The organism is Streptomyces sp. NBC_00647 (assembly GCF_045207245.1).
Classification (GTDB): Bacteria; Actinomycetota; Actinomycetes; order Streptomycetales; family Streptomycetaceae; genus Streptomyces.
Map to the genome: position 1 here is coordinate 8,619,766 of NZ_CP109040.1, position 26,257 is coordinate 8,646,022.

Annotated in this window: 23 protein-coding genes; 14 read left to right on the top strand and 9 right to left on the bottom strand. The window is 71.3% G+C overall.

Annotation, left to right across the window (positions count from 1 at the left end; genetic code table 11):
• Window positions 1-31 precede the first annotated feature (31 nt).
• From OG788_RS37770 to OG788_RS37795, 6 genes are all read left to right on the top strand, one after another.
• Window positions 32-1,456, top strand: coding sequence for a BNR repeat-containing protein (locus OG788_RS37770; protein WP_406375477.1), 1,425 nt, complete (start codon window positions 32-34; stop codon window positions 1,454-1,456).
• A gap of 79 nt (window positions 1,457-1,535) precedes the next feature.
• Window positions 1,536-2,561: a LacI family DNA-binding transcriptional regulator gene (locus OG788_RS37775; protein ID WP_351545414.1), complete on the top strand. Its 1,026-nt coding sequence runs from the start codon at window positions 1,536-1,538 to the stop codon at window positions 2,559-2,561.
• A 135-nt stretch (window positions 2,562-2,696) separates the two neighbouring features.
• Entirely contained in the window at window positions 2,697-3,998 is a 1,302-nt protein-coding gene (locus tag OG788_RS37780) for an alpha/beta fold hydrolase (RefSeq protein ID WP_351545541.1), read from the top strand.
• Between the two features lie 142 nt (window positions 3,999-4,140).
• Window positions 4,141-4,422, top strand: a complete 282-nt coding sequence (locus tag OG788_RS37785; protein ID WP_406375478.1) for a hypothetical protein — start codon at window positions 4,141-4,143, stop codon at window positions 4,420-4,422.
• An 80-nt stretch (window positions 4,423-4,502) separates the two neighbouring features.
• Window positions 4,503-5,336 carry an enoyl-CoA hydratase/isomerase family protein gene (locus OG788_RS37790; protein WP_406375479.1) on the top strand — a complete coding sequence of 278 codons (834 nt, stop codon included), beginning with the start codon at window positions 4,503-4,505 and terminating at the stop codon, window positions 5,334-5,336.
• Between the two features lie 10 nt (window positions 5,337-5,346).
• On the top strand, window positions 5,347-5,817 hold the full coding sequence (locus OG788_RS37795; RefSeq protein WP_406375480.1) for a nuclear transport factor 2 family protein: 471 nt from the start codon (window positions 5,347-5,349) through the stop codon (window positions 5,815-5,817).
• Between the two features lie 3 nt (window positions 5,818-5,820).
• Here the strand turns inward: OG788_RS37795 and OG788_RS37800 are convergent, their stop codons facing one another.
• Window positions 5,821-6,822, bottom strand: coding sequence for an SDR family oxidoreductase (locus tag OG788_RS37800; protein WP_406375481.1), 1,002 nt, complete (start codon window positions 6,820-6,822; stop codon window positions 5,821-5,823).
• A 127-nt stretch (window positions 6,823-6,949) separates the two neighbouring features.
• Here OG788_RS37800 and OG788_RS37805 point away from each other — a divergent pair, with 127 nt between their 5' ends.
• Window positions 6,950-7,795, top strand: a complete 846-nt coding sequence (locus tag OG788_RS37805; RefSeq protein WP_406375482.1) for a pentapeptide repeat-containing protein — start codon at window positions 6,950-6,952, stop codon at window positions 7,793-7,795.
• A gap of 148 nt (window positions 7,796-7,943) precedes the next feature.
• Here the strand turns inward: OG788_RS37805 and OG788_RS37810 are convergent, their stop codons facing one another.
• Window positions 7,944-9,425, bottom strand: coding sequence for a cytochrome P450 (locus tag OG788_RS37810; RefSeq protein ID WP_406375483.1), 1,482 nt, complete (start codon window positions 9,423-9,425; stop codon window positions 7,944-7,946).
• 108 nt (window positions 9,426-9,533) lie between these two features.
• Here OG788_RS37810 and OG788_RS37815 point away from each other — a divergent pair, with 108 nt between their 5' ends.
• Together OG788_RS37815 and OG788_RS37820 are read left to right on the top strand one after the other, a co-directional pair.
• Window positions 9,534-10,142, top strand: coding sequence for a TetR/AcrR family transcriptional regulator (locus OG788_RS37815; protein WP_406375484.1), 609 nt, complete (start codon window positions 9,534-9,536; stop codon window positions 10,140-10,142).
• 116 nt (window positions 10,143-10,258) lie between these two features.
• Entirely contained in the window at window positions 10,259-10,984 is a 726-nt protein-coding gene (locus tag OG788_RS37820) for a DUF2470 domain-containing protein (RefSeq protein ID WP_406375485.1), read from the top strand.
• Here the strand turns inward: OG788_RS37820 and OG788_RS37825 are convergent.
• From OG788_RS37825 to OG788_RS37835, 3 genes are all read right to left on the bottom strand, one after another.
• On the bottom strand, window positions 10,952-12,211 hold the full coding sequence (locus tag OG788_RS37825) for a lactonase family protein (RefSeq protein WP_406375486.1): 1,260 nt from the start codon (window positions 12,209-12,211) through the stop codon (window positions 10,952-10,954). The genes OG788_RS37820 and OG788_RS37825 overlap by 33 nt on opposite strands.
• A 161-nt stretch (window positions 12,212-12,372) precedes the next feature.
• Window positions 12,373-13,455 (bottom strand): hypothetical protein, encoded by a 1,083-nt coding sequence (locus OG788_RS37830; RefSeq protein ID WP_406375487.1) that lies wholly within the window; start codon window positions 13,453-13,455, stop codon window positions 12,373-12,375.
• Window positions 13,456-13,525: 70 nt separating this feature from the next.
• The gene (locus tag OG788_RS37835; RefSeq protein ID WP_406375488.1) at window positions 13,526-14,788 is read right to left on the bottom strand and encodes an FUSC family protein; all 1,263 of its coding nucleotides are present in this window, start codon (window positions 14,786-14,788) and stop codon (window positions 13,526-13,528) included.
• Window positions 14,789-14,908: 120 nt separating this feature from the next.
• Between OG788_RS37835 and OG788_RS37840 the strand changes: the two genes are divergently transcribed.
• On the top strand, window positions 14,909-15,505 hold the full coding sequence (locus tag OG788_RS37840) for a TIGR03086 family metal-binding protein (protein ID WP_406375489.1): 597 nt from the start codon (window positions 14,909-14,911) through the stop codon (window positions 15,503-15,505).
• Between the two features lie 126 nt (window positions 15,506-15,631).
• Here the strand turns inward: OG788_RS37840 and OG788_RS37845 are convergent, their stop codons facing one another.
• Entirely contained in the window at window positions 15,632-16,126 is a 495-nt protein-coding gene (locus OG788_RS37845; protein ID WP_406375490.1) for an FBP domain-containing protein, read from the bottom strand.
• 86 nt (window positions 16,127-16,212) lie between these two features.
• On the opposite strand from OG788_RS37845, the gene OG788_RS37850 reads away from it, so the two are divergent.
• From OG788_RS37850 to OG788_RS37865, 4 genes are all read left to right on the top strand, one after another.
• Entirely contained in the window at window positions 16,213-17,124 is a 912-nt protein-coding gene (locus OG788_RS37850; protein ID WP_406375491.1) for a DUF3626 domain-containing protein, read from the top strand.
• A gap of 91 nt (window positions 17,125-17,215) precedes the next feature.
• Window positions 17,216-18,226, top strand: coding sequence for a phosphotransferase family protein (locus OG788_RS37855; RefSeq protein WP_406375492.1), 1,011 nt, complete (start codon window positions 17,216-17,218; stop codon window positions 18,224-18,226).
• Between the two features lie 139 nt (window positions 18,227-18,365).
• Window positions 18,366-18,716 (top strand): CU044_2847 family protein, encoded by a 351-nt coding sequence (locus OG788_RS37860; protein ID WP_406375493.1) that lies wholly within the window; start codon window positions 18,366-18,368, stop codon window positions 18,714-18,716.
• Between the two features lie 5 nt (window positions 18,717-18,721).
• Entirely contained in the window at window positions 18,722-22,885 is a 4,164-nt protein-coding gene (locus OG788_RS37865) for a trypsin-like peptidase domain-containing protein (RefSeq protein ID WP_406375494.1), read from the top strand.
• A gap of 106 nt (window positions 22,886-22,991) precedes the next feature.
• Here the strand turns inward: OG788_RS37865 and OG788_RS37870 are convergent, their stop codons facing one another.
• The 3 genes from OG788_RS37870 to OG788_RS37880 are packed head-to-tail and all read right to left on the bottom strand — an operon-like array spanning window position 22,992 to window position 26,246.
• Window positions 22,992-24,350: a GH1 family beta-glucosidase gene (locus OG788_RS37870; protein ID WP_406375495.1), complete on the bottom strand. Its 1,359-nt coding sequence runs from the start codon at window positions 24,348-24,350 to the stop codon at window positions 22,992-22,994.
• 29 nt (window positions 24,351-24,379) lie between these two features.
• Entirely contained in the window at window positions 24,380-25,252 is an 873-nt protein-coding gene (locus OG788_RS37875; RefSeq protein WP_351545357.1) for a carbohydrate ABC transporter permease, read from the bottom strand.
• Entirely contained in the window at window positions 25,245-26,246 is a 1,002-nt protein-coding gene (locus tag OG788_RS37880; RefSeq protein ID WP_406375496.1) for a carbohydrate ABC transporter permease, read from the bottom strand. The genes OG788_RS37875 and OG788_RS37880 overlap by 8 nt, the downstream gene beginning before the upstream one ends.
• Window positions 26,247-26,257 lie beyond the last annotated feature (11 nt).

A 26,257-nucleotide genomic window follows, 5' to 3' on the forward strand; every position in this document is an offset into this window, starting at 1 on the left:
CCCGCCCGCAGCCCGATCAAGGAGCCCGTAGATGAGACGACGCACCGTGCTGACGACGGCCCTGCTGGGCGCCGTGGCAGGCCCCGCCCTCACCGCGGGGACGGCACGGGCGGCCGACCCCGGCCCCTCCGTCACCCAGTCCGGCACCACCCAACTCGACTCCCAAGCCCTCTACTTCGTCTCCTACGACGGTCTGGTCAACAACAACTCGTTCCAGAAGAACGGCCTGTTGACCCACCGCGGCTATCAGTACGCGGCCTGGTACACCGCCGACCGCAGCGCGGTCGTCGCCCGCCGCGCGCTCGGAGCCACCACCTGGTCCAGGATCACACTCGCCCACAAGCTCAAGAGCAGCGACTCCCACAACGTCATCTCCATGGGCGTCTCCAGGACCGACGGCCGGCTGCACCTGAACATGGACTCGCACAGCGACGGCTTCTTCTACGTCAAGTCGGTGGCCGGGCTGCTCGACAACGCCGCGTCGACGGCCTGGACCTCCGCCGTGTTCGGGTCCGTCCAGACCTCCCTGGACGGACTCGCCCTCACCACGCAGTTCACCTACCCGCAGTTCGTCGCGACCCCGGCCGGCGGACTCCAGCTCAGCTACCGCGTCGGCGTCTCCGGGAACGGACGCAACGCCCTCGCCGAGTACAACGGTTCGGCCTGGACCGCGCTCGGCGAATGGTCCGCCTCGACGGGGACGTACACCAGCGCGCACGGGTCCAGCACGGCCCGCAACATGTACCTGCACGGCATCGACTACGACACCAACGGCCGGCTGCACTCCTTCTTCACCTGGCGCGAGCAGAACGCCGCCGTGATGTGCAACGCCGGCGGCATCACCAACCACGACACCGGCTACGTCTACTCCACCGACCGGGGCCGCAGCTGGCGCAACGACGCGGGGACCCTCGTCGGCACCACCGGCAGTTCCGACACCGTCGCCGTCACCGACGCCGGACTCGTCGTCGACTCCCTCGACCCCGACCACTCCCTGATGAACCAGGAGAGCCAGGCCACCGACTCGGCGGGCCTGCCGCACGCGATCATCAGCTATGTGCCCGGGCGCTTCGGACAGTGCACCACCAACTACGTGACGGACCGCACGGCCAACGGCCGGGCCTTCCATCTGCGGAAGAACGCCTCGGGCGGCTGGACCAAGACCGAGATCCCGATCGGCCTGAACTCCAGCCAGCGCACCAGGCTGGTCCTGGACCGGTACGACAACGCCTACGCGATCCTGCCGTTCGGTCGGATCGCCGGCGCCTCGAAGTCCTCCGGACACACCGACTGGAAGCTCCTGTTCGACGGCAGCGGCCTCAACGCCTTCGGCGAGGTCGTGATCGACGAGACGCGCGTCCCGCAGGACGGAATCCTGTCCGTGATGTACCAGGAGAAGTCCAGCGGGACCACACCCTCGGCGCTGCGCGTCATCGATTTCCGGCTGCCCGCATGACCACTGGTTCCGGCCCGCTCGCGGGTAATGTGAGGGCCTGCCCGCCGCTTTTCGTTCTTCTCCCGGAGGTTCCCGCCTGATGGCCCAGTCGGTGGGTATCAAGGACGTCGCCCGTGCCGCCGGAGTCTCCGTCGGCACGGTCTCGAACGTGATCAATCGCCCCGACTCGGTGGCCTCCGAGACGAGGGCACGCGTCCTGTCCGCCATCGACCGGCTCGGATACGTACGCAGCGAGTCGGCACGCCAACTGCGGGCCGGGCGCAGCCGCATCATGGGGCTTCTCGTCCTCGACATGGGCAACCCGTTCTTCGTGGACGTCGCACGCGGCGCCGAGCGCGCCGCACGGGACGCCGGGCTCGGGGTGATGGTCTGCAACAGCGCGCAGAGCCCGAGCGAGGAGGCCGACTACCTGTCGCTCTTCGCCGAGCAGCGGGTGCGCGGGGTGCTGCTGACGCCGTCCGACGCGAGCGGGCGCAACATCGAGGCGTTCCGCCGCAACGGCATCCCCTTCGTACTGGTCGACCGGGTCGCCGAGGGCACCACCGAGTGCTCCGTCTCGGTCGACGACGTGGCGGGCGGGGCCCTCGCCGTCCGGCACCTCGTGGACGCGGGACACCGCTCGATCGCGTACGTCAGCGGACCGCCCGGCCTCAGCCAGGTCAGGGACCGCCGCACGGGCGCGCTGAACGCCCTGGCCGAGGCGGGCCTCGGCCCGGGCCATCTGCGCGAGCTGCCGACCGAACGCCTCGACGTGGCCGACGGGCGCGACGCGGGCGCGCGGCTCCTCGGCCTCGCCGAGCGGCCCACCGCCGTCTTCTGCGCCAACGACCTGCTCGCGCTCGGCGTCCTCCAGGCCATGTACGCGGCCGGCGTCGGCGTGCCCGACGACCTCGCGATCGTCGGCTACGACGACATCGAGTTCGCCGCCGCCGCGGCGGTCCCGCTCACCTCCGTGCGCCAGCCCGCCGTGACCATGGGCGCCCTCGCCGCGGAGCTGCTCCTGGAGGAGATCGACTCCGAGACGGCGCCCGCACCGCACGAGCACCGGCGGGTCGTGCTCCAGCCGGAGCTGGTGGTGCGCCATTCCAGCCTGGCGGCGCGCTGAGCAGCGGTTCAGTTCCCCGTCACCAGCCTGCTGAGTCACTGTTCAGTTCATTTTCTTGATCCCCGGGCCGCGGAGCCCCAGGAACATGTGCTCAACTGGGACGCAGCCTGGAATCCGTACGTCTCGGGAGCCCTGTTGACCGTCAGCTACCGCCAGCCCGGTGTCGTCCTCACCGACCACCGCTTCACCGTGCCTCTGGACCACGACCGCCCGGCCGGGGAGACCATCGAACTGTTCGCCCGCGAGGTCGTCGCGAGCGACAAGGCGCATCAGGACCTGCCCTGGATGGTCTACCTCCAGGGTGGCCCCGGGTTCGGGGCGAATCGTTTCGTCGGCCGGCAGGCCTGGCTCGACCGGGCCCTGAAGGACTTCCGCGTCCTGCTGCTGGACCAGCGCGGCACCGGACACTCCACGCCCGCCAACCGGCAGACGCTCCCGCTGCGCGGCGGCGCCCGCGAGCAGGCCGACTACCTCGCGCTCTTCCGCGCCGACTCCATCGTCCGGGACTGCGAGGCCATCCGGCCCGGACTCACCGGCGGAGCGCCCTGGACGGTCCTCGGCCAGAGCTTCGGCGGCTTCTGCACCGTGCACTACCTGTCCAGCGCCCCCGAGGGGCTGAGCGCGGCCGTCATCACCGGCGGCCTGCCCACCCTCGACGGACACGCGGACGACGTCTACCGCGCCGCGTACCCCCGCATCGAGCGCAAGGTCGCCGCGCACTACGCGCGCTACCCGCAGGATGTCGAGCGCGCCCGACGGATCGCGGAGCACCTGCTCCAGCACGAGCCCGTCCTGAGCGGCGGCTACCGCCTGACCGTCGAGGCGTTCCAGTCGCTGGGCATCCTCCTCGGCGGCAGCGAGGGCAGCCACCGGCTGCACTTCCTGCTGGAGGACGCCTTCGTCCGCACCCCGCAGGGCCCGGCGCTCTCCGACGCCTTCCAGGAGGACGTCCAGGGGCTGCTCTCGTTCGCGGGACACCCCCTGTACGCGCTGGTCCACGAGGCCTGCTACGCCCAGGGCGGCCGCCCCACCGCCTGGTCCGCAGAACGCGTGCGCGCCGAGTTCCCGCAGTTCGACGCGGCCAAGACCCTCGCGGACGACGGACCGCTGCTGTTCACCGGCGAGTCCGTGCACCCCTGGACCTTCGAGACCGACCCGGCGCTGCGCCCGCTGCGGGAGACCGCCGAGGAACTGGCCGCCCGCACCGACTGGGCGCCGCTGTACGATCCGGCCCGGCTCGCCGCGAACGAGGTACCGGTCGCGGCGGCGGTCTACCACGACGACATGTACGTCGACGCCGAACACTCCCTGCGCACCGCGCGTGCCGTCCGGGGCCTGCGCACCTGGGTGACGGACGAGTTCGAGCACGACGGGGTACGGGCCGGCGGCCCGCGCGTCCTGGACCGCTTGCTCGCGCTCACGCGCGACGACGTCTGACAGGTCCCGCACCCCGCGCCGTCCGGCCCCGCCCACGGGTTCCGCCGGACGGCGCAGCCGTGTCCGTCACCGCTCGCCGACGACCGGACGCGGACATAGCGTCGCAGGCGACATGAAGTCGTCTGCGGATCGAGGGACCGGCATGACTGTTCTGGTGCACAACCAGAGTGCGGCGTGGAATCAGAAGCTCTACGACACCATTTTCGAGCGGGTGATCCCGGACCGCGCGAAGCCGCCCACCGGGCTCGTCGCCCACTACAGCGCGCCCCTCGCGTCGGGCGGCTTCCAGGTCGTCGACGTATGGGAGTCGGAGGACGCCTACCGGCGGTTCGAGGTCGAGGTCATCGCGCCCGCCGCGCAGGACCTCGGCCTGCCCCCGTTCGAAACGGCGGTGGTCGAGATCCACAACACCCTGGTCGTGTAACGGCGTTCCTCGACCCCTTCATCCGGTGGGCGGGGCCTCCTAGGATTCTGACGGTCTGTCAGAATCCTGAGGGGGTACGGATGATCGACACCACGCGTACGGACATCCCGAAGGGCGAGGAGCGGCTGCGCCTCGACATCGAGGCCGGTATCGGCGTCCTCACCCTCTGCCGTCCGGCGAAACTCAACGCGTGGAGCTGGGAGTCCACGCGCCAACTTGGCCTGTTCGCCGACCGGATCCGCTTCGACCCGTCGATCCGCGTGGTCCTGCTGCGGGCCGAGGGGCGCGCCTTCTGCGCGGGGATCGACGTGACCGCCCCGGGCGGCGCGATCACCGGCCGCTCGGGCGCCGAGCGTGCCCGTGCGTACTACGAGGGCATCCGCTGGGCCCACGAGCGCTTCGCCGCCTTCGCCCGGCTGCCGCAGCCCGTCGTCGCGGCCGTGCGGGGCTACTGCCTCGGCTTCGGCTTCGAACTGGCGCTGATGGCGGACATCAGGATCGCCTCCCGGGACGCCGTGTTCGCCCTGCCCGAGGCCCAGTTGGGGCTCGCGGTCGACGCCGGCGGGGACCTGCGCATCGCGCGCGAGGCGGGCGCGGGGTGGGCGAAGTTTCTCGCGCTGACCGGGAGACGACTGGACGCCACGACGGCCGAACGCCTGCACCTCGTCCAACTCGTCGCCGAGGAAGCCGCGTTGGACGACACGGCCCGCGCCGTCGCCGCGGAGATCGCGGCGAACGGGCCGCTCGCCGTGCAGGGCGTCAAGCACGACATCGACGCATACGCCGACGCCGGTCTCGGCGCGGCCCTCGACCGGACCGCCCTGTCGGCCGCGCTCACCCTGACCTCCGACGACGCGGGCGAGGGATACGCGGCCCAGGGCGCCCGCCGCGTGCCCCGCTTCGAGGGAAAGTGACCGCCGTGTTTTGATCGGTCGCTGTTCCGTACGACGGCTACAGCTCGCGAGCCGGGCGCGCCGCCGCGTCAAGGGAAACGCCCCGGAGCCCGAGCGGGATGTCATCCGGCAGCGGAAGGTCCTCGACGCCTTCCTCGCCGCCTCGCGCGGCGGGGACTTCGAGGGCCTCGTCGCCGTCCTCGACCCCGATGTCGTGCTGCGCGCCGACGCGGGCCCGCTGGTCGGCGGCGCGGCCGCGTCCAAACTGGTCCGCGGCGCGGCGGCGGTGGCCCGGCAGGCGCTCACCTTCGCCCGGTTCGCGGCGAGTTCACGGCTCGTCCTGGTCAACGGGGAGGCGGGCGTCGTCGCGCTCGTCGACGGCCGGCCGATGTCGGTCATGGGCGTCACCGTCGCCGACGGCAGGATCGTCGCGATGCACATCCTGGCCGACCCCGACCGGCTCGCCCGGCTCGGCCTCGCGCAGGCGGGCGCGGGGGACTGACGGTCAGCCGGTGAAGGGACCGCGCCCCAGCTGCTCCCGCACCGTCGTCACCGGCGGGCCGACGAGCTCTCTGCGCTGCCAGTTCGCACCGTCCACCACCAGGGTGTGGCCGGTGATGAACCGGGCGTAGGGGGACGCCAGGAAGGTGGCGGCCCAGCCGAGCTCGCGGGGTGCGCCGACGCGCAGGGCCGGCTGCCGCAGGTCGTGCGCCCGGCGCCCCGCGCCGTCCGGGCCGTTCTCGTCGTCGGCGCTCCCCCCGTCGGGCCCGTTGCCTTCGCCGTCCCTGCCGTCCCCGCCGCTCCCATTGTCCCCGCCGCTCGTGGTGGCCGCGCGGGTCGCGGCCCGCGCCAGATTGCCGCGGATGTCGTCCGTCATGTCCTCGTGCGGCATCAGCCCGGGCACCAGACCGTTGACCTGGATGCCGTACGGGCCCCATTCCACCGCCAGCGTCCGTACGAGGCTCTCCACGCCCGCCTTGGCCGCCGCGCTGTGCGCGAAACCGGGGCCGCCCGTCCACGCGTAGGACGCGCCGACGTCGATGACCGATCCCGGTGTGCCCGCGGTCAGATGCCGCCGTCCGAACTCACGGGTCATCAGAAAGGTTCCGGTGAGGGTGATGTCGACGACCGCCTGCCAGGCGTTGGGGGACATGTCCTCCGTCGGGACCGGGAAGTTGGCCGCCGCGTTGTTGACCAGCACGTCGGGCAGCGCGCTCCCGTCGAACACCTCCGAGATGCGCTTCGGGTCCCGGATGTCGCAGACGGCGGACGTCACGCGGGTGCCCAGCTTCGCCAACTCCTCGCGGGCCGCGGCGAGATGCCGCTCGCGACGGCTGACGATCAGCAGATCGGCGCCCAACCGGGCGAACTCCGCCGCGATCGCCCTCCCGAGTCCGGTGCCGCCACCGGTGACGAGCACCAGAGAGCCGTCGTACGTTCCGGCCGGCAGGGCGCTCGCGCCCAGCGGGGGAGGAGCGGGGAGGCCGGGGAGCGCTGTGGAATCCATGGCGGTCTCGATACCCGGTGCGCCGTGAAACATCCAGACAAGGACCGTACCGATCACCTGCGCAGGGGCCGGGCCGTCATGTCGGCGCATTTCAGTGCATGCGTCCGGGCTCAGTAGGCTGGGGACCATGCGAGATCACGGCACCACGGACCCGGACCCACGCCTCGAGCTGCGAGCCGACTGCGGTCAGTGCTTCGGACTGTGCTGTGTCGCCCTGCCCTTCGCCCGCTCGGCCGACTTCGCGATCGACAAGGACGCGGGCAGGCCCTGCCCGAATCTGAAGAGCGACTTCCGGTGCGGCATCCACACCCGGCTGCGGGAGACGGGCTTCACGGGCTGCACGGTCTACGACTGCTTCGGCGCCGGGCAGCGGGTCTCCCAGGTGACCTTCGGCGGCGTGGACTGGCGCTCGGGGACCCCGGAGCGCGCCCGGCAGATGTTCGACGTGTTCCCCGTCGTACGCGCGCTCCACGAACTGCTCTGGTACCTGAACGAGGCACTGACACTCCCCGCGGCGCGGCCGGTGCACGACGACGTCCGGCGCCTGCTCGCCACGACGGAACGCCTCGTCCGGCAAACCCCCGAGGAGCTGGGCGAGTTGGATGTGGGCGCGCACCGGCAGGAGGTCAACGAAGTACTGCTGCGGACCAGCGAACTCGTACGGGCGGGGGTCGGTCGGGGCAGGAAGAAGGACCGCCGCGGCGCCGATCTGATGGGCGCCCGTCTCAAGGGTGCCGACCTGCGGGGCGCGAGTCTGCGCGGCGCCTACCTCATCGCCGCCGATCTGACCGGGGCAGATCTGCGCGGCGCCGATCTGATCGGTGCCGACCTCAGGGACACCGACCTCACCGACGCCGATCTGACCGGAGCCTTCTTCCTCACCCAGCCGCAGCTCAACGCGGCCCGCGGCAGCGCCGGTACCCGGCTCCCGGAATCTGTCGAACGCCCCGGTCACTGGAGTTCACAGGGCTGAGGCGGGCACTTGCCCGGGCCGGGAACAGGATGTCTCCCGGCCCGGTCAGCCCGGAGGCCGTGAGCGCCGGGAGGGGATCGAACGGAAGGGGACCCGCCCAGGCCTGTGGCGCAGCCTCAATCGGCCGCCCAGGCCCGGTGGCGCAGCCTCAATCGGCCGTGCGGGCCAGAGGCACTTCCCGGTCCGGCGCTCCGGGCGTCCGCCGTTCGAGGTGCAGCCGCAGGCCCTCCGGCATCAGGGTCAGCCGCTCGGACACCCGCAGCCGGTAGCCCGGGTCGGGCCGCAGGTCGTAACGGCGCAGCAGCAGTCCGAGGACCAGCGTCGCCTCGTGCAGCGCGAACTGCCGGCCGATACAGGCGCGCGCCCCGGTGCCGAACGGCTTGAAGGTGTGCGGGGGCCGGGCCCGTACCGCCTTCGCGTCGAAGCGGTCCGGGTCGAACGCCTCCGCGTCGGCGCCCCACACCGCCGGGTCCCGGTGCAGCATCGCGGTGAGGACCAGCGCCCATGCCCCCTCCCGCATCGGATGGACGCCGCCGAGCAGGGTGTCCTGCCGGGCCTCGCGCGCGAACGCCGGCGCCGTCGGCCACAGGCGCAGCGACTCGTCGAGGACCCGGCGGACGTGGCGGAGCTTGGCGACCTGCTCGTAGCCCGGCCGGTCCGTGCCGCCCCAGACGCGGTCGACCTCGGCACGGGCGCGGGCCGCGACCTCCGGGTGCCGGGCGAGGTAGTGCAACGCGAAGGAGAGGGCGCCGGAGGTGGTCTCGTGGCCGGCGATCAGGAAGGTGATCACCTGGCGGCGGATGTTCTCGGGGCTCAGCCGCTCCCCGGTCTCCGGGTGCGCCGTCTCCAGCATGCGGTCGAGCAGGTCCCCCTCGCCGCCGGCGGTCCGGCGGGAGGCCACCACCGCGTCGACCGTGCGATTGAGGTGGGCCATGTCCGCAGCGTTGCGCCGGGAGGCTCCCCGCAGGAGGAGCGGGGCCAGTGGCACCGGGACGACGTTGAGGCGTTGGGCGTAGGTCAGCGTGCCCACCATCGCGTTCACGAAGGGGTGCGGCCGGGAGCGTTCGAAGGAGGCGAAGTCATGACCGAAGCCGGTCCTGGCGATCGTCTCCAGCGTCAGCTTCGTCATGTCGCCCGGCACGTCCACCGCACGCCCCGCCGCCTGCTCCCGGTCCCAGCGGTCCGTCAGCCGCTCGGTCACGGCCAGCATCATCGGGTGGTAGCCCTCCATGGCCTCGCGGCTGAAGCCGGGGGCGAGGACGTCGTGCGCCAACTGCCAGTTGGGCTCGTGGTTGTAGGCGGTGAACAGTCCGTCCCCGGCCACCGGACGGAGATTGGCGACGCCCAGGCCCACGTGCTTCGCGAAGCGCGACTCGTCGGCCAGCTCGGCGGCGAGATCCGCGCCCCAGACGAAGACGATCTCGTTGCGGAAGGCCTTGCGCCGGAAGACCGGTCCGAGCATGCGCCCGAACTTCATGGAGTCCTGCAGGGGAGAACGGACATGGGCGCCGAGCACATCGCCGACCAGGGGTACGCGGCGCGGCGGGTGCGGGATGCGGTGCAGCTCCGGCCAGCCCAGTTCCGCGCTGCGGAACCCCTTGGGGCGCGCGGCCTCCGTCGTCTCCGCCATGACGCCATCTCCCTTGTTTCCCGGGCACGTTGACTCTGTTGTACGCGAGTTCAATAGCGGCACTCAGTCTGCTGCCCTTGTTGAACCGACGTCAAGTAAGGTGCGGGCATGACCGGGAAGCAGGGGGAGCGCCCACGTCGGCGGCTCAGCACCGAGGAGCGCCGGGAGCAACTGCTCTCGGTCGGCGCCCGCCTGTTCTCGGAGAGTCCGTACGACGAGGTGTGGATCGAGCAGGTCGCCGAGATCGCCGGAGTCTCGCGCGGTCTGCTCTACCACTACTTCCCGACGAAGCGGGACTTCTTCGCGGCCGTGGTCGAGCGGGAGAGCGGGCGGATGCTGCGGCTGACCGCGGCGGTGCCCGGCGTTCCGGTGCGCGAGCAGCTCGGCGCGGGCCTGGATGTCTTCCTCGGGTACGTGGAGGAGCACGCGCACGGGTTCCGTGCCTTCCATCGCGCCGACGCCGCCGGTGACCAGGCCGTCCGCCGGGTCTACCGGCAGGCACTGGCCGCCCAGGAGTCGCAGATCCTCGAGGCGCTGGCCGCGGATCCCGAGCTCGGCTGGGCCCCCGAGGACCGTCCGGAGCTCCGCGTCGCGGTCCGCGGCTGGCTCGCCTTCACCACGGCCGTGTGCCTGGAGTGGCTCAGAGGGGCGGACCTGACCCACGCCCAGGTGCGGGACCTGTGCGCGCGGGCGCTGCTCGGGGCGATCGCACCCTGAGCGGCGGCCTGTTCGAGGGCCGCGATCCGACGGATGTTCCGCCGTCTCGGTGAGGCGTGGTTGGCGTACACCCGGATCTTCGATAGGTTAGGCAAGCCTTACCTAAGGAGGAAACGATGGGTGGCCCTCACACCTGGACGGCCGCGCCCGCCGCGGCGGAGCACGCCCGCTCGGTGGTCGCCGCGGCCTGGTCCTGCGCGGTGACCGCCGAGGGTGGCCGGGAGGAGTTCGTCGGCGCGCACACCGTCGCCGCGGACGGCCGGGTGCTCCTGCGGGTGCCGGAGGACAGCGCACTGCTCGCGGCCGCCATCTGCTCGCCGCGCGGAGAACCGTCCGCCGTCCTGGAGTTCGCCGACGTCGCGCCGGTTCCCGTACGGAACCGGATCCGCGCCCGGCTCTGGCTCGCCGGCTGGTTCCTCCCCGAGGACGGGCACCTGTCGTTCCGTGCGACCCGCGCGGTGCTGCGCCGTCCCGGCGGGACCGTGGTGGTGGACCTGGACGAACTGGCGGACGCCGAGCCCGACCCGCTCGCCCTCGCCGAGGCGCAGCTGCTCACCCATCTCGCCGACGCCCACCCGGACGCCGTCGAGCGGCTCACCCGGCTCGTCGAACCGGACAGCCTGCACGGCGCGGTGCGCGTCCAGCCCCTGGCCGTCGACCGCCATGGACTCACCCTGCGCATCGAGCGGGCGCGCGGCAACGGCGACGTACGCCTGCCGTTCCACGCGCCCGCCGACGACGTCTCCCAGCTCACGGAACGCATGCACGTCCTGCTCACGCAGGCGAGCGCGGCCTCCTGCCCGCGAGCCCTACAGCGGCAGCGCACAGACCGCGACGGGTGAGGCGAACGGCTCACCCGCGCGGCGGAGTTCACCGCTGCCGCCGTCGACGTGGAAGACGCTGACGGTGCTCGACCGCTGGTTCGCCGTGAACAGCAGCCGCCCGTCCGGGGAGAAGGAGATGTGGCGGGGGAAGTCGCCGCCGACGGGCACCGTGTCCAGCAGTCGCAGCCGGGCACCGTCCGCCTCGATCGCGTACCGCGTCAGGCTGTTGTGGCCCCGGTTGGCGAGATAGGCGTACGAGCCGTTCGATGTCACCAGGATCTGCGCCGGGTAGTTCGTCCCGCCGCCCGTGCCCGTGGACTGCGGCTCGCCCATGGTGAGGCGCCCGGTGGCCCGGTCGTAGCCGCAGACGGTCACCGTGTTGTCGACCTCGTTGGCGAGATAGGCGTACCGGCCGCCGGGGTGGAACGTGAGATGACGCGGCCCCGCGCCCGGCTCGGTCCGCGCCCGCGACACCTCGGTGAGGGTGCCCTCGGCCTCGTCGAGACGGTAGGTGTACACCGTGTCGGTGCCCAGGTCGACGGCGAGCAGGTGGCCGCCGTCCGGGCCGGTGATGAACTGGTGTGCGTGCGGGCCCTGTTGGCCGGGGCCGGGGGCCGGGCTTGAGTGCGTGACCAGGTCGGTGCGTTCGCCGAGCGCGCCGGACGCGTCGATGGGATGCACCGCGACGCTTCCCGAGGCGTAGTTCGCGCTCAGCAGCCAGCGCCCGCTCGGATGCACGGACAGATGGCAGGGGCCCGCGCCACCGGTCGCGCGCGTGCCGAGGACCTCGGTCCGGGGGAGACGTACGGCCGTCACCGCTCCCGCGCTCTGCTCGTCGGCGGCGTACAGCGTACGGCCGTCCGGATGCACCGCCAGATACGAGGGGTTGTCGACGCCCGTCACGACACCGCCGCCGGTGATCACGCCGGTCTCCGCGTCGTACGTGGCCACGCCGATCCCCTTGCCGCCTCCGTCGACCGAGGTGTACGTGCCGAGGAACAGCGGGCGGGGGCCCGAGCGGGACGCCGGGGACGAGGACACGGACGGAGACGTGGAGAGGGACGCCGAGGGGGTGGGGCCGGCCGACGGCGCCTTCGGGGGCGGTGTCGCATCAGCGGGGTCCGCCCGCGGAGCGGCCGGTGCCGGGACCGTCGTGATCGCGGCGGCTCCCGCCAGCGCGCCGACGAAGCGGCGCCTGGTCCAGCCGCCGCCCGCGCCTCGCGACGGCTGCGCACCACTGCTCATGCCTGCACCTCGGGGTGTCGGTTGCCTCGGCTGTGACAGCCACCTTGGCGTGCGACACCCCGGAAGTGCAAGAACGGCAATGAGCGTTGCGTGAGCTGCAACGGGTGGGCGGGTGCTCGGCGGTTCGGCGACGGACGCGGACGGGTGGTGCCGCGGGTCTCCTACCAGTCACCGTCCCCGACCGGCTTGCCCGGCGCGTCGCCGAGCGGCTTCACCTGGTGGGGTGAGGGGGCCTGCCAGGGTTCGTGGTCGTCGCCCAGCCAGTCGCCGACCGGCCGCACCGAACCCAGCTCGTCCGCGGGGGCCAGATCGGCGGCGTCCTGGTCGTAGTAGTCGAACCAGGGAAGCCCCGCTCGGGTGTACGCCGCACGGTCCACCGGGGACGGAGGCGGCGCCTCGCCGGTGATGCGGCGCCACTCCGGAGGCGTCACGAGATGGACGAACACGCGCCCGGCCGGCTCCTCGGCCCAGGCCCCGAGCGGCCGGTCGTCCCGGTAGACCTCCTGGCGCATCGAGCCGCCGACGCCGAGACCCATCGCCGGGGCGCTCCGCGGGCGGGCCGGTGCGGCTCCCGCGGGGGCCGGGGCGGACCCCGGTGCGGGCGGCGGGGAACCGGGCGCGGCCATCATCGGCACGGCTCCGCCGTACCCGCCGATCGACGGAGGCATCGGAGGCATTCGCAGGCGCTCCTCCGCCTTGCGGCGCTCCGCCTCGCGCCACGCCGCCAGTTCCCCCGCGTCGAGGGGGAACGCCTGCAGCTGGACACCGCCCCAGACCTCCTCGCCGGTGACCTGACCCTCCACCGTCGCCCCCAGACCCAGCGGCACGGCCACGAACTGGCGGACCGTCCCCTTGCCGGAGTTGATGCCGTCGAGCCAGGGCTGGCGCGGCAGTACCACGTAGTTCTGCGGGTCGCGGCCGAGCCGGGAGCTCCACGGCTTGCCGGAGACGGCGCACACCTTGCCCACGCCGACCTGCAGCGCGGCCGGCTCGGTCGTCCCGGCGAAACTCAGCCACATGGCCTCGCGCAGATACACCGGCAGCATCACACCGCCACGGGCCCGCCACTCGACGGGCACCCGGTCCCCGTAGTCCTCGATCCGCCGGACGGGGAACTCGCCGAGCCCCGGCGGCAACGCGTGCGTGCCCGTCTCGGGCAGGCGCAGGGTCCGGATGAACCGCACCTGCACCCCGCCCGGCAGCCGCAGCGCGTTCCCGTCGATCCGCACGGTGTCCTCGGTCATCAGCCCGCCCCTCGTCGTATCGCGCTTCTCGCCTTCGGCGACGCCGTGCCGCTCTCTCACACCGAACCCGTCACTTAGAACGACCGGAAGCGGCCGCACGGTTCCGGTCGCGGCGCAGGGGGCGCGGGAGGCGCAGCCGGCGCCGCATACGCGTGAGGCGCGGTCGGCGCTCGCGCTCCTCGGCGGCGCAGCGGTCCAGCTCCTCGAGCAGCTTGCGGGTCCGGTGTTCGGTGTCGAGCTCGTCGATGATGCGGTTGACCTCGGTCAGGACGGAGCCGTGCAGCTGCCACTGGCTCGCGTCGCGCTGGACCTCGTCCAGGAAGAGCTGGGCCAGTTTGTCGCGGGTGGCGGCGGCCGTGGTGAGTTCCGCGCTGAGCCGCGCCTCGGCGGACGCGGCGCTCTGGGAGACATCGGTGGTCACCAGGACCGCGAAGCTCACGATCGCGTCGGCGACCTCGGACAGCAGTTCCTCCAGGACGGCCCCCGCCTGCGGTTCGAACAGCGGCTGGGGTTCCCGCTCCTTGGCGAGGTCGGTGAGACTGCGCGCGAGGACCCGCAGGACCACGGTGCAGATCTCCAGGGTGTCCAGGCCGGTGCGCAGCACGACCCGGTGCAGCAGCCCCTCGCGCACACGGGGATTGAGTTTCAGGCTGTCCTCGGCCTGCCGCAGGGCCGCGTCCACCCCGGCGATGTCATGGTCGAGCTGGCGGGCCTCGTGCAGCCGCTCGGCCGCGATCCGGAAGGGGGTGTGCCCGGCGGCCTCCTCGCCGATCCGCAGCATCAACTGCCGCACCCGGCGTGCCAGATCTTCGATGGACTCACCGGCCACGCCCACCCACACGGGGGGCGCGAGCACGAGGTTGCAGGCGAGACCCACGACCGCCCCGATCAGCGTCTCCAGCACGCGGGCCCACGCGGTGTCGCCCACTCTGGTGACGCCGAGGACCAGCATGGCGCTGATCGCCACCTCGGGCACGAACTCGCTGACCCGGACCAGATGGCCCACGGCCAGCGAAGCGAGGATGATCAGGCCCAGGCTCCACCAGGTCAGGCCCACGAGACTGCTGAAGCCGATGGCGATCACGACGCCGACCACCACGGAGTTCACCCGCCTGATGGCGGTGGTGATCGTGGAGTACAGGGTGACCTGGACGACCAGCAGCGCGGTCAGGGGCGCGGTCAGCGGCGCGGGCTCGGGACTGAGATGCAGGGCCACCACGTACGCGAGCGTCGCGGCGGCCGTCGAACGAAGTGTCTGGACGACAACCGGCTCCCGGCGTCGCTCCACGATCTTCGCGACGGATGCCGTCCACTCACCACGTGCCTCTTGCATCCTTGGGGCCTTCCCGTTTCCCACCGGTACCGAACGTCTTCCTTGCGGACCGTATCTGTCCGCAAGGGGTCCTAGATTGAGGACATCAGCTCGGTCGGACAGGCATCAGGAGGAATCAGGATGAGCGACCTCGAAGGCATCGAACTGCTGACGCGGGCGCACGCACGGCTGCGTGACGTGGTCGCGGGTGTGCCGGAGGGTGCGTGGGGAGCGCCGACGCCGTGCGGCGAGTGGACGGTGCGGCAGGTGCTCAACCACGCGCGGCTCGATCAGCAGGCGTACGGCGCGGCGATCACCGGCAGCGGATGGCCCGACGCGGACCCCTTCCACCCCGTGGACGGCCTGGAGGCCGACGCGGCGGCGGCGCTCGACAAGGTTCTCGCCGACGTCGCCGACGTCTACGGAGGGCTGTCCGCCGACGCCGAGGAGGTGGCGACGCCGCTCGGTCCGCTGCCGTTCCGGGTGGCCGCCGCCGCGGGTGCCATGGACGCGGCCGTGCACGCCTGGGACATCGCCGTCGCGACGGGTCAGGAATCCCCCCTCGACGACGACCTCGCGGCGGGGATCGGCCTCGCGGCGGACCGGCTGGCCGATCACCTCCGGGACGCGTTCGGCGTGTTCGCCGCCGCGCGCGAGGTGCCGGAGGGCGCCGGCCGGGCCGAGGCGCTGCTCGCCTTCCTGGGCCGTGACCCGCAGTGGGCACCTGCCGGCTCCTGATGCGTCCGGCGCAGGACGAGGGCCCGGCAGGGCGAGGGCCCGGCGGCGCGAGGTCGGTCCGCCGGGCTCCCGGGGGAGCGAGGACGGTCCGCCGTGAGCCCGGCGGAGCGAGGCGGTGTGGCGGGATCAGTCGTGCAGCTTCGCCAGGAAGGCCGACAGGTTGCCGACCGTCCGGGCGATCTGCTGCTCGGTCGTGAGGGTCTCCTCGAAGCGGCTCCCCGACTCCAGGGACTTCTTCCCGCGCACGTAGAGGGAGCAGGCGAGGTCGGCGCAGATGTACACGCCCACCGAATTGCCCTCGCGGCCCGCCGTGCCCGCCTTGCGGGCGGTCATCAGCGAGACCCCGCTGCCCGGGTGCGTCGTCAGGCACAGCGAGCACAAGCTGCGGTGCAGAAGCCCGCGCCGGGATGAGGGGAGGCGCAGGCAGACGCCGACGAGGCCCCCTTCCCGCTCGGTGACGAGGTAGCCGCGATCGGGCGCGCCGGGATCTCGCCATCCGAGGAAGTCCAGGTCGTCCCAAGGGAGTTCGTGGAGAGGGCGAGGCGTCGCGAGCCGTTCGGCCTCACCTCGGGAGCAGTTGACGAAGGAGTCGCGGATGTCCCGCTCGGTGACTGATCTCATGGGGGGAGTCCTCCTGGGTGCCGGCAGTCAAAACCTAGGGGTCCTAGGTTTTGACCGAAGATACCTAGCTCAATGAGGGGGAGCCAATGGATTTCGCGGAGGGCGGTCGCGGGACACGGAACCGGTGGACGCCGCAGGAGCTGGCCTTGCGCCATGTCGCGGCCCGGTCCTCCGGCCCCGCGGTGGATCCCACGGTGCGGCTGACCCTGAACTTCCATCCGGACCGGCTCGTGCGCGGGGTCCCGATCCTTGAGGCACTGGCCCGGGACGGCGTGTACCGCTCGCAGTTCGTCACGGGCACCAGCAACGGCGGCCTGACCGCGCACCCCGGCGGCGACCGGTGGCGCTGGGAGAGCCGGATCTTCGGCGGGGCCTACGACACCGCGCCCGCCGAGGAGCGCCCGGTCTACGGAGGGCTCGACTTCCGTCGCCAACTCGTCGGCGCGGCACCCCGGTTCGGCTCCTCGCACTTCCGGCTGACCGGCGAGACGCTGCGCCGCGCCACCTTCTGCTACCCCGACAGCGCCGCCGAACCGTCCGCCTTCGGCGTCGCCGCCGGGATGTCGCTCATCGAGACCGCCGAGGCGGACGACCGGGACGCCCTCGACGACTACATCGAGGCGCAGGTGCACGGGCGGGTCGTGCCGGCCCGGGACGTGGAGGCACTGGTCCTCGACGCGTCCTTCCGGGGCACACCCGTCGAGGCCGCGGCACGTCTCCTGCCCTGCCCGATCGCCTGGCACCCCGGATACCGGCTCGGCGTCGAGGAACTCCACCTGCACCCCGGTTTCCGCGGCCCCGAATACGTCGAGCTCGGCACCCGCATCGCCGAGGACGGCTTTCTCGACCCGCGCATGATCGGGGACGCCGCCCGCACCGGCCGCCACGGCCTCCAGGACCTGAAGAAGGTCTGGCACTGCCTCGCCCGCTTCGGCGCTCCTCGGGGCGCCGGTACGGCGGAGGGCGACACCCGGGGCGTCAGGGCGCCCAGCGTGTAGGCGCCGGGGCGGCCGGTTGGCCAAGGGGCCCGTGCCCAGGCGCTCGGTCGGGGCGGTGGATACGGCACTCCCCAACTGGCAGAGTGGGCCCATGGGCGAGGCGACCGATGGAGCCGGTGCGCACGGCTGGGAGCGGGCACGGCGGGCTCTTGATGGGGTGGGACTGCCACCCGGAAGCCTCGCCGGCCGCCGGACCCTGACCGGCGGCACGTACAACGCGGTCGAGGAGCTTCTGCTCGTCGACGGCACCCGATACGTGCTGAAGGTGCCTCCGCCCGACACCGCCCCCGCTCTGGCGTACGAGCGGCAACTCCTCGTCTCCGAGGCGGAGTTCTACCGCCGGGCGGCCACCGTCGGCGTACCGGCGCCCCGGGTGGTCGGAGATCGTCGCGACGGTCATCTGCTCATGACGCACTGTCCGGGCGATCCCTGGGGAGATCTGTCCGTCAGTGAACGCGGGCCCCTGCGACGAGAGTTGGGGCGCATGGTGGCCCGGCTGCACGAGGTGACCGGCCCGGGCTTCGGCTACCCGTCCGGCGCACTCGGGCCGCTCGCCCCCGACTGGCGGACCGCCTTCGCCGGGATGTACGACGCCGTCCTGGACGACGCCCGCCACTACTGTGCCTGGCTGCCCCTCCCCGTCGACGAGGTGGCCCGCGTGGCGCGGACCGCCCATGACGCGCTGGACGAGGTCACCGTCCCCCGCCTCGTCCACTTCGACCTGTGGCGAGGGAACATCCTGGTCGAGCGTGCCGAGGCGGGCCCGCGGATCGGCGGTCTGATCGACGGCGAGCGCATGCTCTGGGGCGATCCGCTCGCCGACTTCGTCTCGCTGGCCCTGCTCGACGACATCCGGCGGGACGCGGACTTCCTGGCGGGCTATCAGGAGGCGGGCGGGACAGTCGATTTCGACGGACCCGCCCGTCAACGCCTGGCCCTCTACCGCAGCTACCTCTACCTGATCATGCTCGTCGAGACGGTGCCCCGAGCGTCTGGCGACGAACGGGTCGCCTGGGTGCGCGAGACGGTGGGCCCGCAGCTGACGGCCGCTCTCGCGGAACTGGGTCCGGAGGGACGTGACGCCGCCGACGGCGGTGTCTGAACCGGTCGGGCAGCAGCCCTGGGGTCATCGAAACTCTGCCCCCTCACACGTGTGGCTCCCTCCTGCGTGCGGCATATGTCAGCGTCAAGAATGCTGGTGGAGTCATGGGAGAGCCGGTACGAGAGGTGGACGAGGCGTGATGACACCTCTGACTCGGATTCCGCTGGACGGCGGAGGCAGCGTTCTGGTCGAGCAACCGGCCGCCGCGTGGGACGGACCGGTGAAAGCCGGCCGCCTCGGGGATGCCGTACGCGAGTTGCCGGTGACGCTGCAGGGGGCGCTGGAGCCGATCACAGAGGCAGCCCGCGCCACTCTCGAACAGCTGCGCAAAGCCCGTCCCGACGCGATCACCGTCGAATTCGGCGTCGACCTCGCGGCCGAGGCCGGGGCTGTCATCACCAAGAGCCAGGCCAGTTGCCACCTGAACGTGACCGTGTCCTGGAAGAGCGACGGATCGCGGCACCCGGACTCGGCCGAGAGTACGGGCTGATCCGGGTGACCAGCGAGGAAGAGAAGCCGGGTGACGGCAGCGCATCGGATCTGGCCGCGGCCGTGGCCCAGATCGTGGGGCCGGACGGGGCCGTGGCCGGGACGGGATTCCTGGTCGCCGATGGGGTCGTGGTGACGTGTGCGCACGTCGTCGAAGCGGCCGGGAGCGGGCCCGGGGAGGAGATCCTGCTGTCCTTTCCTCATGTGCGGGGTGCGGACCGGGTGGAGGGACGTGTCCCGGGCGAGCTGTGGCGTTCCGTCGAGGACGAGGACGTGGCATTCATCCGGCTGAGCGGCACAGCGGCGGCCATGCGGACGATGCCGTTGGGCTCCGCGGAAGGATGCCGGGGTCACCAGGTCCGCTCCTTCGGATTTCCCGCCCAGGCCCCGGCGGAGGGACACTTCGGCTTCGGCGTGACCGGTGATCTGCTGCCGGGCGCGGACGGCAGATGTGCACATCTCCAACTGACCGCCGCCAACGACCTCACCACCGGCTTCAGTGGCGGACCTGTTCTCGATGAGACGACCGGCCTGGTCATCGGCATGCTCACCGAGATCACCGCACCCGACATGTACGAACGGGGGCAGGGCATCGCCTACGTGACGCCGACGCAGGTCCTGCGGGAGATCCTGCCGGAGCTCGCCGAGCGTGAGGTCTGCCCTTACCGAGGGCTGGAGCCGTTCACCGCGGAACACGCGCGGTGGTTCGAGGGGCGCCAGGACGCGGTGCAGCAGGTCTTGACGAACCTGGCACAGCAACGGCGGCTGACGCTGCTGCTCGGGCCGTCGGGGTCGGGTAAGTCGTCGTTGATCCAGGCCGGCGTGCTGCGGGCGCTGGCGGCGGGGGAGTTGCCGGGCAGTGACCGCTGGCTGCCTGTTCTCACCCGGCCGAGGCAGGACATGCTCGCCGAGATCGAACGGGCTGGACTGCCGGGTGCGAAGGGTGACGGGATCGTTGCGGCGGTCAACCGGAGGCTTGTCGCCGACCCTGGTCATCAACGTGTCCTGCTGGTGATCGACCAGTTCGAGGAGCTCCTGGTCCAGACGGCCAACGGTCGGCTGCGGGACTTCCTGTCCGTCATCGATGAGGTCACCACAGCCGCCGACGCGTACACCAAGGTCACCGTGATCCTGATCATGCGTGACGACTTCTACCCTCAACTGGCCTCCCTGGCGCCAAAGTTGCTCGAAGCTGCGATGCCGGGACTCCTCAACGTACCGGGCACGCTGAGCCAGCAGGACCTGCACGACATCATCACTCTGCCCGCCCGGGACGTCGGGCTCCGCTTCCAATCGGGGTTGCCCGAGCGGATCATCGGCGACGTCCTGGAGATCACACCCGAAGCGGCCATCACCTGCCAGGCACCGGTCACCGTGCTGCCCCTGCTGGAGATGGCGCTCAGCCAGCTGTGGCTCCGGCGGCAGGACGGGTACCTCACGCACGAGGCGTACCGTCGCATCGGAGCGGTCAGCGGCAGCGTCACCACGTGGTGCGACAGCGTCCTGAGCGAACTGTCCCCAGAACAGCGGACCATCGCCCAGCGGGCGCTGACGTCCCTGGTGCACCCCGCAGACCCGGGTCACAACATCACGGCCGTCCGCACGCAGGTCCCCCTCGACGAGCTGCGCGAGCTGGCGGCGGAACCCGGCGACCCTCCCGACGCTGAGAAGGCGGCCGTCAACGACGTCATCGCCGCCCTCGCGCGCCATCGCATCATCACCACCCAAGCGCTTCACGCCCCGCATGACCCCGGCGCTCCTTCCGGGGCACCGGTGGCCGAGCTGATCCACGAGGCGCTCATCCGCGACTGGGGCGCACTGCGCGAGTGGGTCAACCAGGACCACCGCTTCCAGGAGTGGCTCGACCACACCCGCGAACGGCAGGCCCACTGGGCCCCGGCGAAGGACCCCGGGGACCTGCTGGGCGGGACAGCGCTCGCGGAAGGCCTCGAATGGTCGCGGCGGCGTCGGCTGCCGGCCGAGATCACGGGGTATCTCGACGCCAGCAGGCAGCGACAGCGGGCCGCGATCCGCCGCAGCAGGCGGCTCAACGGGGTCCTCGGCGGTCTGCTGGTCCTCGCCCTGCTCGCCGCAGGGGGCGCGATCTGGCAGTGGCGAACGGTGATCGCCACGCGGCAGGCGGCTCTGTCGCGGCAACTCGCCGGCCAGTCCGACGGACTCTTCGCCACGAACCCGGAACTGGCCTCGCTGCTGGCCGTCAAGGCGTACCGCACCAGTCATACCTCCGAGGCCTTGGAGAGCCTGCGAAGCGCCGCGGCCCTGCCGGTGCATCGCCGTCTGTCCGGTCACACCGATGAGGTGTACGCGGTGGCGTTCAGCCGTGACGGCCACACTCTGGCCACAGGCGGCGCCGACGGGACGGTTCGTCTGTGGGATCCGGTCTCCGGCAGGACCCGCACCACACTCAATGAACACGCGGGCCAGGTGACGTCAGTGGCGTTCAGCCCCGACGCTCACACCCTTGCCACAGGCAGCGCCGACGGGACAGTGCGTCTGCGGGACCCGGTCTCCGGCAGGATCCGCACCACACTCGAAGGACACAAGGCCGAGGGGGTGTACGCGGTGGCGTTCAGCCCCGAGGGTCAGACCCTTGCCACAGGCTGTGCCGACGGGAGAGTTCGTCTGTGGGATCCGGTCTCCGGCAGGATCCGCACCACACTCGAAGGACACAAGGCCGAGGTGTACGCGGTGGCGTTCAGCCCCGACGGGCGCACGCTGGCCACGGGCAGCGCCGACCGGACGGCTCGTCTGTGGGACCCGGCCACCGGCAGGACCCGCACCACACTCAAAGACCACACAGAACCGGTGACGTCAGTGGCGTTCAGCCCCGACGGCCACACCCTCGCCACCACCGACGGCATTGACGCCATCCTGCGGGACGCTGTCACCGGCAAGAGCCGCGACACATATCTAGGCCCAGCGCTCGTGATGAGATTCAGTCCGGACAGCAGAACTTTCGCCACAGCCAGCGGACACACCGTACAGGTGTGGGACGCAGCCACCAGCTCGCCTCGAGCCACCCTCGATGGGCACGCCAACGAGGTTCTCGCGCTGGCCTTCAGCAAGGACGGACGTACCCTCGCCACCGCTGGCCGGGACAAGACGGCACGTCTGTGGGACGTCACCACCGACAAGAAGCACACCATATTCAAAGGACACACCAACGTGGTGTACGAGGTGGCGTTTAGCCCTGACGGCCGTACCCTCGCCACCGCCAGCGCCGATGAAACCGCCCGGCTTTGGGATGTGGCCACCGGCAAGTCCCGTCGCACGCTCAGAGGACACACCGGCGAGGTGAAGGCGGTGGCGTTCAGCCCCGACAGTCGCACCCTCGCCACCACCAGCCTCGACTCCAACCTACGGCTCTGGGATGTAGCAACGGGCAAGTCTCGCCACACATTTAAGGGACACAAGGGCACGGTGCACGAGGTGGCGTTCAGCCCCGACGGGCGCACCCTCGCCACCGCCAGCGCCGATAAAACCGCCCGGCTTTGGGATGTGGCCACCGGCAAGCTCCGCCGCACGCTCACAGGACACACCGGCGAGGTGAAGGCGGTGGCGTTCAGTCCCAACGGCCGCACTCTCGCCACCGTTAGTGACGACTCCACCGTACGGCTTTGGGACGCGGCCACCGGAAAGCCCCGCAGAACACTCAAGGGACACAATGCCGGGGTGAGCGCGGTGACGTTCAGTCCCGACAGCCATACCCTTGCCACTGCCAGCGATGACGAGACCGTACGGCTGTGGGACGCAGCCACGGGTGACGTGCGTATCTCTCTGACCGCGCACGTCGGATGGGCGAGCGCGGTGGCGTTCAGTCCCGACGGCCACACCCTCGCCACTGCCGACACCGCCAGCAGCGGCGCGTACAGCGAGACAGTACGGCTGTGGGACGGGGCCACTGGCAAAGTCCGCACCAGCTTCGAAGTCGAGGGGATCTATTCGCTGGCGTTCAGCCCTGGCGGCCGCACTCTCGCCACCGCCGACGGGATCAATGCGACAGCCCAGCTGTGGGACGTCGACACCTCCCTCAAGCCCGCCCAGGCGATCAAGCAGATCTGCCACACCTTCGGCCGTGACCTCACTCCGGAAGAACGTGTGACCTACCTCCATGACAAGTCAGCGGGACACGTATGCCCATCCGACTGACGGCGGGCCATTCCGGGCCAGCCGTCACGCCCGTCCGGCGCTCGTCGCACTCCGCCTCCGGCGGGCCGGCCGGGCGTTCCAGCCGGCCGGCCCGCCGCCGATCGGCTCAGGCCGCCTTGCTCGCGCCCCCGCGGTGCTTGCGGACGATCTCCGCATACCGCTGCCCGCTGCCCTTGATCGTCCGCGCTTGCGTCTTGTAGTCGACGTGCACAAGACCGAACCGCTTGTCGTAGCCGTACGCCCACTCGAAGTTGTCCAGCAGCGACCACGCGAAGTAGCCGGCCAGCGGGGCACCCTTGCGGGCCGCCGAGGCGCAGGCCGCCAGGTGCTGTTCGAGATAGGCGGTGCGCTCCGGGTCGTCGACGGTGCCGTCGGGGCGTACGACGTCGGGGTAGGCGGAGCCGTTCTCCGTGACGTACAGCTTGCGGGCGCCGTAGTCGTGCGTCAGGCGGAGCAGCAGGCTCTCGATCCCGGCGGCCTCCACCTCCCAGTCCATGCCGGTGCGGGGCACGCCGAGCCGGCGGACCGTGCGGGCGTGGGGGGCCGGACCGCTGGGGTCGTCGGCGACGCTGGACGGGAAGTAGTAGTTGAGCCCCAGCCAGTCCAGCGGCGCGGCCATCGTCTCCAAGTCCCCCGCGACCTCGGGAAGTTCGACCCCGTACACCTCGACCATGTCGGCGGGGAAGCCGCGGCCGTGCACCGGGTCGAGCCACCAGCGGTTGGTGTGCCCGTCCAGACGCTTCGCCGCCGCGATGTCCTCGGGGCGGTCGGTGGCCGACTCGATGCTGGACAGGTTGTTGACGATGCCGATCTGGGCACCGGGCGCGGCGGCGCGGATCGCCTGCGTGGCGAGTCCGTGGCCGAGCAGGAGATGGTACGAGGCGCGGACCGCCGCCGTGAGGTCGGTGAGGCCCGGGGCCATCCGCCCCTCCAAGTGACCGATCCAGGCCGAGCACAGCGGCTCGTTCAGGGTGGTCCAGTGCTGGACGCGGTCGCCGAGCCGCTCCGCGACGACCGACGCGTAGGCGGCGAGGTGGTGCGCCGTGTCACGGGCAGGCCAGCCGCCCCGGTCCTGGAGCGTCTGCGGCAGGTCCCAGTGGTAGAGGGTGACCGAGGGGGTGATGCCCGCCTCCAGCAGCCCGTCGATCAACGCGTCGTAGAAGTCGAGCCCCTTGGCGTTGACCGGGCCGTCGCCGCCCGGCATCACCCGGGGCCAGGCGATGGACAACCGGTAGGCGTTGGTCCCGAGCCGGCGCATGAGACCGATGTCCTCACGCCAGCGGTGATAGTGATCGCAGGCGGCGTCCCCGTCGTCGCCGTTGTCGATCTTGCCGGGAGTGTGCGAGAAGGTGTCCCAGATGGAGGGGGAGCGGCCGTCCTCGGCGACGGCTCCCTCGATCTGGTAGGCCGACGTGGCCGTGCCCCAAAGGAAGTCCTCGGGGAGGGCGGCAAGGTCGATGGTCACTGAAGTCCCTTCGTCATCAATGGGGTCGGTCACTTGACGGCTCCCGCCGTGAGACCGGCGACGAGATAGCGCTGGAGCAGCAGGAATCCGGCCACCACGGGGACGCTGACGACCAGCGAGGCGGCCATGATCTGGTTCCAGTACACGTCGTTGAGCGTGGAGTAGCCCTGGAGTCCGACGGCCAGGGTGCGGGTGGCGTCATTGGTCATCACCGACGCGAACAGCACTTCGCCCCAGGCGGTCATGAAGGCGTAGACGGCGACCGCGACGATGCCGGGGATCGCGGCCGGCACGACGACCCGGAAGAGCGCGCCGAGCGGCCCGCAGCCGTCCACCAGCGCCGCCTCGTCGAGATCGCGCGGCACCGAGTCGAAGTACCCGATCAGCATCCAGATCGAGAACGGCAGCGAGAAGGTCAGATACGTGAGGATCAGACCGCCGCGCGAGCCGAACAGCGCGATGCCGGTCGCGTTGCCGATGTTGACGTAGATCAGGAACAGCGGCAGCAGGAAGAGGATGCCGGGGAACATCTGGGTGGACAGCACGGTGACCGTGAAGACGCGCTTGCCGCGGAAGTTGTAGCGGCTGACGGCGTAGGCGGAGAAGACGGCGATCACGACCGAGCAGGCCGTGGCCGCACCCGCCACGATCAGCGAGTTCACGAAGTACCGCGCCAGCGGCACGGTCGACCAGATGTCGACGTACGGCCGCAGTGTCAGGCCGCTCGGCACCCAGCGGAACTTCCCCGAGACGTCCGCGAGCGGCTTCAGCGAGCTGGAGACCATCACGTAGACGGGTATCAGGACGAACCCGGTGAGCAGGGTGAGGAAGATCCGCCGGGACCACACGAAGGACCGCGGGGGAGCCATCGGCGAGCGAGGGGTGGTGGAGGTGCTAGACATCGGCCGTCTTCCTTCCCCGGGAGGTCAGCAGCAGGTAGACGCCGGTCACGACGAGCAGGAAGAGCAGCAGCAGCACGGACATCGCCGAGCCGGTGCCGAAGTTCCATGTCACGAAGGACGCCTGGTAGATGTGGACCGAGATGAGGTCCGCTGCCTCAGGGGCGGTCTTGCCGAACAGGACGAACGGCGTGTTGAAGTCGTTGAACGTCCACAGGAACAGCACCAGGACAAGGACCTGGTTCACCGGCCGAAGCGACGGCAGGGTGATGCGGCGCAGCTGCTGCCACAGACCGGCACCGTCCAGGGCCGCCGCCTCGTAGAGCTCGCCCGGGATGTTCTGCAGGCCGGCCATGACGATCAGGAAGGCGAACGGCCAGCCCTTCCACACGGACACGGTGAGCAGGGCGTAGAAGCTGTTGTCGCCGATCAGCCAGAACGACGGCTTGTCGGTGGGGTGCAGCTGGTCGTGCAGGACGTGGTTCACCAGGCCGTTGTCGTGCTGGAACATGAACACCCAGGTGATGACGGCCGCGTACACGGGCAGCGCGTACGGCACCAGGAACAGGGCCCGCAGAATGCCGCGCCCCCGGAAGGTGTCCTGCATGTAGACCGCGGCCGCCGTGCCGATCAGCCAGCACAGGCCGACCGAGAGCAGGGTGAAGCCGATGGTGACGAAGAACGAGTGCAGCAGCGCCTTGCCGACGGGCGCGTCGAAGTCCACCGACACCGAGTAGTTGTCGAAACCGGCCCAGGGCGCGGTGCCCCAGTCGCGGATGTAGAACTGCGTGAGCTCCTTGAAGCTCATCACGATGCCGATCACCATCGGCACCAGGTGGACCAGCAGTTCGAGGAACAGGGCGGGCAGAAGCAGCAGGTAAGGGAGTCCGATGCGCTTGATCCGCCCGGTGCGGCGCGGGCCGCGCGCCGCACCGGGGGAGCTCTTGCGCACCGTCCGCTCGCCGGGTTCGGCGGAGGCGGCGGTCGTGGTGGTCATGGCGGTGTCCG